The sequence below is a fragment of the Roseburia sp. 831b genome, assembly GCF_001940165.2.
Taxonomy (GTDB): Bacteria; Bacillota; Clostridia; order Lachnospirales; family Lachnospiraceae; genus Roseburia.
This window is the reverse complement of the sequence record NZ_CP135162.1, coordinates 1,624,827-1,638,062: the sequence shown is the minus strand read 5'-3', so window position 1 is coordinate 1,638,062 and position 13,236 is coordinate 1,624,827. Positions and strand designations below refer to the sequence as shown.

At 41.8% G+C, this 13,236-nt stretch carries 7 protein-coding genes; 6 read left to right on the top strand and 1 reads right to left on the bottom strand.

Features of this window, described 5'->3' with window-relative positions:
• Positions 1-147: 147 nt before the first annotated feature.
• The 6 genes from xylB to BIV16_RS07705 all read left to right on the top strand — a co-directional run bounded on the left by xylB (position 148) and on the right by BIV16_RS07705 (position 12,208).
• Positions 148-1,617, top strand: a complete 1,470-nt coding sequence (gene xylB / locus BIV16_RS07730) for a xylulokinase (protein ID WP_075678396.1) — start codon at positions 148-150, stop codon at positions 1,615-1,617.
• Between the two features lie 24 nt (positions 1,618-1,641).
• Positions 1,642-3,123, top strand: a complete 1,482-nt coding sequence (locus tag BIV16_RS07725) for an L-fucose/L-arabinose isomerase family protein (protein ID WP_075678397.1) — start codon at positions 1,642-1,644, stop codon at positions 3,121-3,123.
• A gap of 213 nt (positions 3,124-3,336) precedes the next feature.
• Positions 3,337-4,785, top strand: a complete 1,449-nt coding sequence (locus BIV16_RS07720) for a 4Fe-4S dicluster domain-containing protein (RefSeq protein ID WP_075678398.1) — start codon at positions 3,337-3,339, stop codon at positions 4,783-4,785.
• 826 nt (positions 4,786-5,611) lie between these two features.
• Complete coding sequence (locus tag BIV16_RS07715; RefSeq protein WP_075678399.1) at positions 5,612-9,037, top strand: glycosyl hydrolase 53 family protein; 3,426 nt, start codon at positions 5,612-5,614, stop codon at positions 9,035-9,037.
• A 132-nt stretch (positions 9,038-9,169) separates the two neighbouring features.
• Positions 9,170-10,903, top strand: a complete 1,734-nt coding sequence (locus tag BIV16_RS07710) for a methyl-accepting chemotaxis protein (protein ID WP_242940290.1) — start codon at positions 9,170-9,172, stop codon at positions 10,901-10,903.
• Between the two features lie 174 nt (positions 10,904-11,077).
• Entirely contained in the window at positions 11,078-12,208 is a 1,131-nt protein-coding gene (locus BIV16_RS07705) for an Mbeg1-like protein (protein ID WP_075678400.1), read from the top strand.
• On the opposite strand, the gene BIV16_RS07700 is transcribed toward BIV16_RS07705, so the two are convergent.
• Complete coding sequence (locus tag BIV16_RS07700; protein ID WP_075678401.1) at positions 12,205-13,098, bottom strand: AraC family transcriptional regulator; 894 nt, start codon at positions 13,096-13,098, stop codon at positions 12,205-12,207. The genes BIV16_RS07705 and BIV16_RS07700 overlap by 4 nt on opposite strands.
• Between the last annotated feature and the right edge of the window lie 138 nt (positions 13,099-13,236).

The window sequence follows — 13,236 nt, the reverse complement described above, 5'->3', positions numbered from 1 at the left end:
ATTATTTTTGCAGGATAAAAGAAAAAAGGAAAAATCACTAAAAATATAGGCTAAAATTCTACATTTTTTACATTGAAATTCAAAAAATGATGGGGTAATATGAATACATAGCGTGCACGTGCACATAAAAGAAAGGAATGGGAGAAGATGTTTTACATTGGAATTGATTTGGGGACATCCTCAGTGAAGCTGTTGCTGATGGATGATAACGGAAAAGTCCGAAACATTGTATCGAGAGAATATCCTCTTTTTTTCCCACATCCAGGATGGTCAGAGCAAAGACCGCAGGATTGGTACAAAGAGAGCATCGAAGGTGTGAAGGAATTATTACAGGGATTTGATGCGAAGAAAGTAGCCGGAATCAGCTTTGGCGGACAGATGCATGGCCTTGTCGTTTTAGATGAAAAGGACGAGGTGATTCGCCCGGCAATTCTTTGGAATGACGGAAGAACCACAAAAGAATGTGATTATTTGAACCAGACCATTGGAAAAGAAAAGCTATCCGAGTACGCAGCAAACATTGCATTTACCGGGTTTACAGCGCCAAAGATTCTCTGGATGCGGGAAAATGAGCCGGAGAATTTTAAGCGAATCAAGAAAATCATGCTGCCAAAAGATTATCTGGCATACAAATTAACCGGGACATTTTGTACCGATGTGTCGGATGCGTCCGGCATGCTGCTTCTCGATGTCAAGAATCGGAGATGGTCGGATGAAATGTGCGAAATCTGCCATATCACAAAGGAAATGCTGCCAAAGGTCTATGAAAGCTATGAATGTGTCGGAACGGTAAAACCTGAGATTGCAGAAGAACTTGGTCTGACTGCAAATGTAAAAGTAGCAGCCGGTGCAGGAGATAACGCCGCAGCCGCAGTTGCGACCGGTACCGTCGGCGATGGAAAGTGTAACATTTCGCTTGGCACAAGTGGAACGATTTTTGTTTCCTCGAAGAAGTTTGGTGTGGACGAAAATAACGCACTTCATGCATTCTGCGATGCAAACGGAGCCTATCATCTGATGGGCTGCATGTTATCCGCCGCATCCTGCAACAAATGGTGGAACGATGAGATTTTGCAGACAAAAGATTATGCGAAGGAGCAGGAGCAGATAAAAAAACTTGGCGAGAACCACGTTTACTATCTTCCATACTTAATGGGAGAGCGTTCCCCTTATAACAATCCGAACGCAAGAGCTACGTTTATCGGCATGACGATGGACACGACAAGAGCAGACATGACACAGGCAGTGTTAGAAGGTGTGGCATTTGCCTTAAGAGATTCTTTTGAGGTTGCCAAGAAATTAGGACTTAAAATTGAGCGGACCAAAATCTGCGGTGGTGGTGCGAAAAGCCCGCTTTGGAAGAAAATGATTGCAAACATCTTAAATATCAAGGTGGATGTGTTAGAGACAGAAGAAGGACCGTCTCTAGGTGGAGCGATGCTTGCCGCAGTTGCATGCGGTGCCTACGAAAATGTAGAGCAGGCAGCCACACAGATTGTAAAAGTGGTCGAGACCATCGAGCCGGAACCGGAGCTTGCCGCAAAATATGAGGCAAGGTATCAGCAGTACCGCAACATCTATCCGGCATGCAAGAATTTGTTTGATAAGATTATATAAGAACTATATATGAAGGAAAAGAACATGAATAACATCCCAAAAGTAAAAGTAGGAATCGTAGCAGTATCAAGAGACTGCTTCCCGGAATCATTATCCGTTGACAGAAGAAAAGCTTTGGTAAAAGCATACACAGACAAATATGACGCAGCTGACATCTACGAATGTCCAATTTGTATCGTGGAGAGCGAAATTCATATGGTGCAGGCGTTAGAGGACATCCAAAAAGCAGGCTGTAACGCACTTTGCGTTTACCTTGGAAACTTTGGATCTGAGATTTCAGAGACTCTGCTTGCAAAACATTTTGAAGGATCAAAGATGTTTGTGGCAGCAGCCGAAGAGACACAGGATAACCTTATTCAGGGACGTGGTGATGCATACTGTGGTATGTTAAACGCAAGCTATAACTTAAAGTTAAGAAATGTAGGTGCTTATATTCCAGAGTATCCGGTTGGAGATGCCGAGGACTGCGCCGATATGATTCATGAATTTTTGCCAATCGCAAGAGCAGTTGATGGTTTATCCAAATTAAAAATTATTTCTTTTGGACCAAGACCAACCAACTTTTTGGCTTGTAACGCACCAATCCAACAGTTATATAACTTAGGTGTTGAGATTGAAGAAAATTCCGAGTTAGACCTTTTTGAAGCATTCAACAAGCATGCCGGAGATAAAAGAATCCCTGCTGTTGTAGCAGATATGGAAAAAGAATTAGGTGCCGGCAATAAGAAACCGGAGATTTTATCCAAATTAGCACAGTATGAATTGACCTTATTAGACTGGGTAGAAGCACACAAAGGTTATCGTGAGTATGTTGCCATCGCCGGAAAATGCTGGCCTGCATTCCAGACACAGTTTGGTTTTGTTCCATGCTATGTCAACAGCCGTCTGACCGGAAGAGGAATCCCGGTATCCTGTGAAGTGGATATCTATGGCGTATTAAGCGAGTTTATCGGAACCTGCGTCAGCGAAGATGCCGTTACTTTATTAGATATCAATAACTCCGTACCAAAGGATATGTACAAAGAATCCATCGAAGGAAAATTCAACTACAAACATACAGATACTTTTATGGGATTCCACTGTGGAAATACCTGTTCAAGCAAGTTATCCTTCCACGAGATGAAATATCAGATGATTATGGCAAGAAGCCTTCCAATCGAAGTGACAAACGGAACCTTAGAGGGAGATATTATTCCTGGAGACATCACATTCTTCCGCTTACAGTCAACATCCGATAACAAGCTCCGCGCTTACGTGGCACAGGGAGAGGTGCTTCCGGTTGCAACACGTTCCTTTGGCGCCATCGGCGTATTTGCAATCCCGGAAATGGGAAGATTCTATCGCCACGTACTGATTGAGAAGAACTATCCGCATCACGGAGCCGTAGCATTCGGCCATTACGGAAAAGCACTGTTTGACGTATTCAAATATTTAGGGGTTCCGATGGAAGACATCAACTTCAACCAGCCGTCAGGCATGATGTATCCAACGGAAAATCCATTCTAAGAGAAATTGATTTAACCAGTTCATTTTTAGAGGAAAGAGAAGAGAGGCTGTAATGCAAAAAGTGTGTTACAGTCTCTTTTTTCTAGAAGAAATTGCACCCATATGTATTTCAATAAAAACATAAATAGGGGTTTTCAATTCCATACAATTAAGTTATAATGCATAAGATGGTTAAAAAATTAACGAACGAAATATAGAGAGGTAAAAAATACGATGTATGCTGACGAAAATGTAATTAAAATTAAACATGATGTACTTCATGAGGTGGCGCGCCTTGCATTCGCCGGTGAATTGGATGAGAAGAAAGAGTACATAGCGATGGAACTGATTCCAGGACCAGCTGCACAGTTCCGCTGCTGTATTTACAAAGAGCGTGAGATTATCAGACAGAGAGTCAGACTTGCAGAAGGCAAGGCTCCAGGACCAGTCGATGATGGAAATGTAATTCAGGTAATCAGTTCTGCCTGTGAAGACTGTCCAATCTCAAGTTACACAGTAACAGAGAACTGCCAGAACTGTCTTGGAAAAGCATGTATCAATGCATGTAAGTTTGGTGCAATTGAGCCGGGACGTCATCGTTCCCATATCGATCCTGCAAAATGTAAAGAGTGTGGAAAATGTGCCCAGGCCTGTCCATACAATGCAATCGCTCATTTGAAGAGACCTTGTAAGTTCAGTTGTCCGGTTAATGCGATTACATATGATGAATATGGAATTTCTGTGATTGACGAAAAGAAATGCATCCGTTGTGGAAAATGTATCCATAGCTGTCCATTCGGTGCAATCGGTTCTAAGACTTCTATCGTAGATGTTATCGAGGCATTAAAATCGAATAAGAAAGTATATGCAATGGCTGCTCCTGCAACAGAGGGACAGTTTGGTGCTGACATTACAATGAACAGCTGGAAACAGGCGATGAAAGAAGTTGGATTTGACGGATTCATCGAAGTAGGTCTTGGCGGAGATATGACAGCTGCCTATGAAGCAGAAGAATGGGCAGAAGCTTACAAAGAAGGAAAGAAGAAAGTGACATCCTGCTGTCCTGCATTTGTAAATATGGTTAGAAAACACTTCCCAGAGTTGGCAGATAATATTTCAACTACCATTTCTCCAATGTGTGCAGTTTCCCGTATGGTAAAAGCAAAAGATCCAGATGCCGTAACTGTATTCATCGGACCATGTGTTGCAAAAAAATCAGAAGTGGCAGACCAGAAGATTGATGGAAATGCAGACTATGTATTAACATACAGCGAGATTCGCGCCATCATGAGTGCAAAGAATGTCATCTTAAAACCAGATGAAAATAATTACCAGGAATCTTCCATCTATGGAAAGAGATTTGCTCAGTCCGGTGGTGTTACAGCTGCTGTATTACAGAGTTTAAAAGAATCTGAAGATGAAATCGACGCTAAAGTATGTCAGTGTAATGGTGCTGCAGAATGTAAGAAAGCATTGCTTCTTATGAAAGCAGGAAGATTACAGGAAGACTTTATCGAAGGTATGGTTTGTGAAGGCGGATGTGTTGGCGGACCAAGCTCCTACAATGATCCAATTACTTCCAAGAAGAATCGTGAAAGCTTGTTAAATCAGGCAGACGAACGTGGAATTCATGAAAACTTAACTCATTATGAGATGGATTCCTTCTCCATGCATCGTGAATAATAGAGAAAAATACAAAGAGGGGCTGCAAAAGACGTTCCTGACAGATAATCACCCAGACCGCAAGGGCAATGACATTATATTAAGAGTGAGGAAGAGAAGCTAGTATCGTAATTTGATATTAGTTTCTCTTTTTTTGAAAAATTTTAAAATAATAACAAGGATAAGAGAGTTGGTTAGCGCAAATAAAGATAAGAGAATTCTATTTTACAAATAAGACGTCTCAGTAAAAAATTTATCCAAAAACTCTTAAAATTAACCGTGTTATGTAAACTATTTTGCTGGATTTGGATAAATACGATGTGGTTTTTAAAAGTTGACCAAAATACAGCAAAAAGACTTGAATTTCTGGATAATTTTCTTTTAGTCTTTCACTATTATCCAAAAGGTTATTTTTATGGAAACCAACAATCGTAAAATACACCGAAATCGGATAATATATGAAAGATTGTATCGATATGTCCAATGTGTGATGGAAAACACGTCCTGGGGAAACTTTCGAGGGTACTTCGTTTTCTATGCATCTGACGCCATACTCCCGTTTCCATATAGTTAAATTTATAAATACGCGCAATAAATACATATAAGTTGCGCATATTTTATCTGAAAAACATGGTGAAAAAGGACTAGAATTATACAAAATAGATAAAAACAAGGGCAAAAGATTAGAACTACTGCGCATTGAAAAATAAAAACTCACGAGGTATTCTTATATAAGAACAACCGATTGCGCAAATAAAAGAAAAATTGCGCATAAGGGTAAAAGCGAGCGGGGAGAGAAAGAAAAATCGCATTGTTCGAAAAAGGCGAAAGGGAAAAGGTTATAAGGATGAAAAAGGTTTGGAAACGGGCAGCCAGTGTAGCAATGGCAGTATCCTTGCTGGTAGGTCAGTCGATGGCCGCACAGTGTGCGCAGGAGGATACAACGGGGGATGCAACAGAAATTGAGTTGAAAGATGCAGAATTTACAGGTTCCTTCTGGGATGATGGAATCTGGACGGTGACGCCGTCTACCTGGGATAATGCCAGCTTTGATTATTACACGTATGCAGATGATGAATGGCTCACAACCGGAGAGAATCAGGGAGATACCTGTTTTAAATTCTGGATGGGCGATGGTGGTACTTATACATTAACACAGGAAGTTACCGTTCAGGCAGGAACTTATAAAGTATCTTCTGATTTTATGGGAGAAGATGCGACTGTTCAGCTTAAAGTAGGTGATAACCTTGGGGAAGGAAATGCACTGGAAGGTTATAATTCCTGGGTTTACGGGGAAGACACTTTTACCGTGGCAGAGGACACAGAACTTGAAGTCGGATTCTATGTGACTGTGGAAGAAGGTGGATATGGTTATATTGATTCTATTTCAATGGTGGAGACATCGGATGAGAACACAGATGATACTTCAAAGGATGATTCATCCGATGATGGGGACACAGCAGTAGAATCAGACCTTTATGTGCAGAAAGTAAAGGGAATGAGTGATGATTTCATCGAGGGTGTGGATGTTTCTTCTTATCTTTCTGAAATTGAAAGTGGAGTTACCTACTATGACTTTGATGGAAATAAATTAGATGAGCAGGGATTTTTCAATTTACTGGCAGACTGCGGCGTAAACTATGTCCGTCTTCGTGTCTGGAATAATCCTTACGGTGAAAACGGAAATGGTTACGGCGGAGGAAATAATGACCTTGCCAAGGCAGTAACAATGGGACAGTATGCGACCAATGCCGGAATGAAAGTGCTGATTGACTTCCATTACTCTGATTTCTGGGCAGATCCAGGAAAACAGGTTGCACCGAAGGCATGGGCAGATATGGCTTTGACAGAAAAGACCGAGGCGCTCAACACATTTACCAAAGAGAGTTTAAATACATTACTTGACGCCGGCGTGGATGTTGGAATGGTTCAGATTGGAAATGAGACAAATGGACAGATTTGCGGGGAGACAAACTGGGCAAATATGAGTCAGCTTTTTAACGCAGGAAGCAGCGCAGTCAGAGAGGTGGCGAAAGCATCCGGAAAAGAGATTCTGGTTGCACTACACTTTGCAAATCCGGAAACCGCAGGACGTTATGCAGGTTATGCAAAAAATCTCGATACTTACGGTGTCGATTATGATGTGTTTGCATCTTCCTACTATCCATACTGGCATGGAAGTACAAGCAATTTAACGAGTGTGTTATCAGCAATTGCAGAGACGTATGGCAAAAAAGTCATGGTGGCAGAGACTTCCTGGGCTTACACCTATGAAGACGGAGATGGTCATACCAACACCATTTATGAAGGTAAAACAGGAATTGACATTGATTATGAAGTATCTGTTCAGGGACAGGCAATGGAGCTTCGTTCTGTGATGCAGGCAGTTGCAGATATTGGAGATGCCGGAATCGGTATGTTTTACTGGGAACCGGCATGGATTCCGGTTCAGGTGTATGATAAAGATGCAGCAGATGCCGCAACTGTTTTAGCAGAAAATAAAACACTTTGGGAGACTTACGGTTCCGGCTGGGCATCTTCTTATTCCGCAGAATATGACCCGGACGATGCCGGACTCTGGTATGGCGGTTCTGCCGTAGATAACCAGGCATTATTTGATTTTAACGGATATCCGCTGGAATCTTTAAAAATCTTTAATTATGTAAAAACAGGAACCAAGACACCGGTAAAAGTCACTTCCGTGACGGCGGCGGACGTTGAGGCAGAAGCAGGAGATACCGTAACACTTCCAAAGACTGCAACCGTCAACTATAACACCGGTACAACAGAGGAAGTAGCAGTCAGCTGGAGCGAAGAGGAATTAAAAGCTGCAGTGGCAGCCGGAGTCGGCACTTACACGATTTCCGGAAAAGTGACCGTAGAAGAAACAGAATACGACGTAACCTGTCAGCTTACCATCAAACAGAAAAACTTGTTATTGAATGGTGGCTTTGAGGACAGCGATATGAGCATGTGGACACTTTCCGATGATTGTGTGGCACGTACCAAAGATAACAACAAAAGAAGCGGAAGTTACAGCTTAAAGTTCTGGGATTCCGACGCTGTTTCCTTTACCGCAGAACAGAAAGTTACATTAAATAAGGGTATTTATACGTTAGAAGCCTATGTGCAGGGCGGAGATGCCGGAGATGATGCAGCGTTTGAACTGTATGCAGTAAACGGTGACAAGACATACACGAAAGAAACATCTGTTACAAGCTGGCAGAACTGGAGCAATCCTGTTATCACAGACATTGAAGTGACGGAAGATAATACAACGATTGTTGTAGGAGCAAAAGTAGATGCCGCAGCAGGTGCATGGGGTTCCTGGGATGATTTCTATCTGTACCAGAGTGGCGAAATCAAGTCGGACGATGCAGATACAGACGATTCCGATAAGGACGACACAACCAAGGACGATACAGCAAAAGACGATACAAGTAAAGACGATACGACCAAGGATGATACCACAAAAGACAATACTACAAAAGATGATACAACCCAAAATGATACAACCAAAAATGACACAACAAACGACACCACAAAAGACAATACAGCTAAGGATGACACAACAGGCAACACCGGAGCAAACAATCAGGTAAGCGGAACTGTGACAGACACAGCAACAACATCGGAGCAGACATTTACAGAAAAAGTGGAACAAAAGATTGCGACAGCTTCCGAGGGAGATACCATTTCCATTGCAGTGACATCCGCAGACGAAACGATTTCGGCTGATGTTTTCAATGCTATTAAAGGAAAAGATATTACACTAAGCTTTACATTAGACAATGGTGTGGTCTGGAAGATAAATGGAAAAACTATCACAGATGCAAAAGATATTTCACTTGGAGTGACGTTAGACAGTGGCAATATCGCTAAGGATGTGGTAGATTCCATTCAGGATGATGGAATAAAATACACAAAACAGGTGTCTCTTGATTTTGATGGGGAATTTGGAGCAACAGCAACGATTACGATTCCGCTTGGAATGGAAGGTGCCGGTTATTATGCAAATCTGCATTACTACAATCCAACGACCGGTGCGTTAGAATATATGCAGACCGTAAAAATCGGGGCAGATGGAAGTGCAGAATTTACCTTTACACATGCTTCTGATTATGTCATTACCGTAAGTGAGACCGATTTGTCAAAGACTTCTGTCGATACCGGGGATCATGCAGACATGGCAGGTTGTATCCTGTTGATTCTTGCTGGCATTACAATGGTTGGTGCCGCTTTTGTCAAAACAAGAAAAACGTTGCTAATTTAGAAGAAATTCTTGAAGTTGGAGAAATTGAGAACGAAGTTGACGAAATCAAGGGCGTTGCCTTATTGAATCAAATCGCGGGCAGGATTAAAATAAAAGTAATCAGGATAAAGCAGGGAAGCGAGGAGGGAAACAATGAAAAGGGACGACAAACTTGAGAAAAAAATGAAAGGTATGAATAAGATGAAAATCAGGCCAAGGCTGCTAAAGGGATTCCAGATGGTTATCTTTATGGCAGATATTGGTTCGCTTATTGGAATCATATTGTTGCTCATAGTATCAAACAGATATTCCTATGCACTCAAAAATTATGGATTTTCACAGGGTGACATTGGTAAGGCAATGATTACATTTGCAGATACGAGAAGTGCAACACGTGCATCTATTGGTTACCAGGATGCAGATGCTATCAAAAAAGCACAGGATATGCATGATACCAAGAAAGAGAAGTTTGAGGGTTACTTTGAAGATATGAAAGATACCATTGTTACTTCCGAAGAAGAGAAGTTATACAATGATATTGCAAGCGTATTGGAATCCTATTGGTCACTGGATGATGAAATTTTAGAGCTTGGTGCATCTACGGATATACAGCAATCCATCAAGGCACAGAAAATGGCTTATGATCAGTTGGATCCTCTTTATGAGGAAGTTTATGCGGATATGTCGGAACTTCTGAATGTAAATGTAAGCAGGGGTAATTCGTTAAGTACAATGTTGGTTGTTTTAAGTGGAATTTGTGTGGCTTTGATTGGCATAGTTGTAGTAATTGCTTATTTTACAGCACAGAAAATTGGCAGGAAAATTGCAGATGGAATTGCAATTCCAATGGGGAAATTATCCAATCGTTTTGCAGAATTTTCAAAGGGAGATTTACATTCCCCATTCCCGGAGGCAGAGACAGAAGATGAAGTGTCTGAGATGATTACACAGGTAAAAGACATGGCAGACAATCTGAATGCAATTATCACAGATTCAGGACATTTATTAGGCGCTATGGCAGAGGGGGATTACACAGTCGGTACATCCATGGAAGAAAAATATGCCGGTGATTTCAAAGCCTTGATTTTGGCAATGCGTAAAATGAAAAAACAGATGTCAGAGACTTTGCAGCAGATTGAGGAAGCATCCCAGCAGGTAACTGCGGGTGCAGAAAATCTGGCGCAGGCATCCCAGGCATTGGCAGAAGGCTCTACCGATCAGGCAGCCTCCGTAGAACAGTTACAGGCAACTTTTGCTGATATCACACAAGGTGTCAACAAGACGGCAGAACATGTAGAAGAATCTTACCGTCAGGCACAGCAGTATGCTTCTGAGGCAGAGGACAGCCGTACAGAGATGAGAGCCATGGTAGAATCCATGAATGCAATCAATGAGACATCACAGCAGATTGAGAGCATCATTTCTGAAATTGAGAGTATTGCAAGCCAGACCAACCTTCTTTCATTGAACGCTGCAATTGAGGCGGCAAGAGCAGGAGAAGCGGGTAAAGGATTTGCGGTTGTAGCAGAACAGATTGGAAAATTAGCAGAGCAGAGTGCACAGTCTGCAGTAGATACACGTCAGTTGATTGAAGGCTCCTTAAAAGAGATTGAGGAGGGAAATAAGGCAGCTGAGAGCGCAGCATCTTCTATTGAAGGTGTTGTAGAAGGTGTCAGAAAGATAGCTGATTCCTCTAAGACACTGAGCGAGATTGCGGCATCCCAGGCACAGGCGATGGATGAGGCAGAGGCTGGTATCAACCAGATTTCTGAAGTTATTCAGTCGAATTCTGCAACAGCAGAAGAATCATCTGCAACCAGCGAGGAATTATCAGCAGAGGCAGAATCCATGAATGGGCTGGTTGGAAAATTCAAATTAGAAAGATAAATATTAAAGATTACATCAGTTTTCTTCTTATTTAGAAAAGAGTCTGCAATAGCGGGCTCTTTTTCTTTCGATTGTAGAAAATTGCTATGCAAGATTCTTTTGCGCAATGCTTTGTTTCCGCATATAATTGGTGTAAAATAGAATTAGAAACAAAGAGAAGGGGGGAAGGCAGCTATGGCTAATATCATGGATTATTTGGAGTGGAGAGGGGATTTGTCCTTTGAGGCGGATTCGTTTAATGAGATAGACAATCTCATTTTGTCGCAGCTTGTATATGTAGAATTTGCCGGGATTGTACCAGGGATAAAGGAAGCGGGAAGCATTACCTTAAAGGCGGCGTCAGAACTTTTTTTTGAAAAAAACAGGGAAGAGGATATCTTGGCAAAGGTTTCCATGACGAAGATGTCGGCTTTTGTCATGAAAAAGGCGGCACAGACCAAACGTTTTGCGGATATCAAATTGTCGCGGTATGTCAATGATATCGATTTAAAACGGCAGTCCCAGTTCTCGGTGCTTTGTGTCGGTCTGCCGGATGAGAGTATCTTTGTCGCATACAGTGGCACGGACAGTACCATTGTGGGATGGCGTGAAAATTTTAACATGGGATATTTAGAGGAGACGCCGGGGCAGCGAAAAGCGGTTAATTATCTGAATTATGTCATGGAAAAGAACACACGTACGCTTCGAATCGGGGGACATTCGAAGGGTGGCAATTTATCTGTTTTTGCGGCGGTCATGTGTGAACCTGCAATTCAGAGACATATTGTGGCGGTTTACAGTAATGATGGGCCTGGTTTTCATAAAGAGATAATAGAAAGTCCACAGTATCAGAAGATGGAGCCATTGATTCGAAGAATTGTACCGGAGTCTTCAATTGTCGGACTTTTACTAGAGCATGACAGCCGGTATGAGGTGGTAAAAAGTACGGAACATGGTGTGGCACAGCATGATCCGATGTCCTGGGAGGTGCTGGGAAAGCACTTTGTCTATGGAAAAGAAGTGGCGCCAGAGAGCCTGATGCTCGATAAGACAATGAAAAACTGGTTAGAGCAGTTAAATGAAAAGCAGCGCCAGGAAATTGTCGAGACGGCATTTTCTGTGCTTGAGGAGGCAAATGTTCATACCGTAGATGATTTTTACAACAGTAAGCTAAAAAAGATACAGGAAATTATAAAGGCAACCTCAAATCTGCCAGAGGATACGCAAAAGCTTTTTTCACGTGCAGTCCGCCTCCTCTGGAAGTCTGGAAATGAAGTTGTAAAACAAAAGGTAAAAGAGACGATGGATGAGAAGAAAAACAGTTAACATTCATTGTAGATTTTCCGGTAATGTTTTGGGCTGCAGCCTTTTCTTTTTTTAAAGACCTTGGAATAATAGTTGGAATCAGAAAATCCCACTTTTTCTGCAATCGTAATCAAGGATTCGTGATTTTTTAAGTATTCCAGACTTCGTTCAATGCGATAATCCTGCAAGAAAGAAAAAAGTGGAACTTTCATATAGCGTTTGAACAGACGGCTGCATTCGCTTTCGCACAGGTGAACCTCGGTGGCAATGTCATGAAGCGTGATGGGTTCTGCATAATGCCTTTCAATGTAGGAAATAATTTCCCGGATGCGCTGGTAGGCAAGCTGGTCGTGTGCAGGGGCATTGGAAGTGGAATGTGAAAAGTTCTCGGTGTAAAGGAGTTTCCAGAGTTTTTGTAATCCGATGACAATTTCGAATTCATAGAGTGGAGCCTTTTTTTCATTTGATGCAATAATATCCTTCACGACAGCGGCAAAGGAAGAATGCCAATCTTTACTGCCGTCGATATAAAGAGCTGGCATGGAAAAATTGTGAATGATTGGTTCAATGTAGTTGAGTTCGAGCAGACTGTGGGAGAAGCCGGAAATCAGCTTAGGAGAAAATGTGATGGAGATATATTCGCAGTCCTGTTGATTTTCCATGCTTCCGGTGTGGAGCGCATTGGCGTTTGCAAAAATAATATCACCCTCCTTTAGATGAAAGGAGGATTGGTTTACCTGATAGTGAATCTGTCCACTGTGGATATAAGTAATCTCAATTTCAGGATGCCAATGCCACTGGAAGGAGCCGGATTCGTAACGGGAAAGGCTTTCATAACTGACAAGAAAAGGAAAACCCTCACTTCCGTGTTGTTTTAATTCTTTCTGGTTCTGGTTTGTCACAATCTGCATCTTTTTTCTCCTTTGTCTACAACTTGGAATCACAATAAATTACCTATATAATACCATGATTTTTGTTGATAACGCAAGATATTACCTGTTTTGCAAAACATAGTTAAGGTTTTTTTTGAAAAACGCAGTATAATAGAA

Bases quoted from the DNA above. Each gene is read 5' to 3' on its own strand.
- xylB (WP_075678396.1), top strand. From the start codon at position 148: ATGTTTTACATTGGAATTGATTTGGGGACATCCTCAGTGAAGCTGTTG.
- BIV16_RS07725 (WP_075678397.1), top strand. From the start codon at position 1,642: ATGAATAACATCCCAAAAGTAAAAGTAGGAATCGTAGCAGTATCAAGA.
- BIV16_RS07720 (WP_075678398.1), top strand. From the start codon at position 3,337: ATGTATGCTGACGAAAATGTAATTAAAATTAAACATGATGTACTTCAT.
- BIV16_RS07710 (WP_242940290.1), top strand. From the start codon at position 9,170: ATGAAAAGGGACGACAAACTTGAGAAAAAAATGAAAGGTATGAATAAG.
- BIV16_RS07700 (WP_075678401.1), bottom strand. From the start codon at position 13,098: ATGCAGATTGTGACAAACCAGAACCAGAAAGAATTAAAACAACACGGA.
- BIV16_RS07705 (WP_075678400.1), top strand. From the start codon at position 11,078: ATGGCTAATATCATGGATTATTTGGAGTGGAGAGGGGATTTGTCCTTT.
- BIV16_RS07715 (WP_075678399.1), top strand. From the start codon at position 5,612: ATGAAAAAGGTTTGGAAACGGGCAGCCAGTGTAGCAATGGCAGTATCC.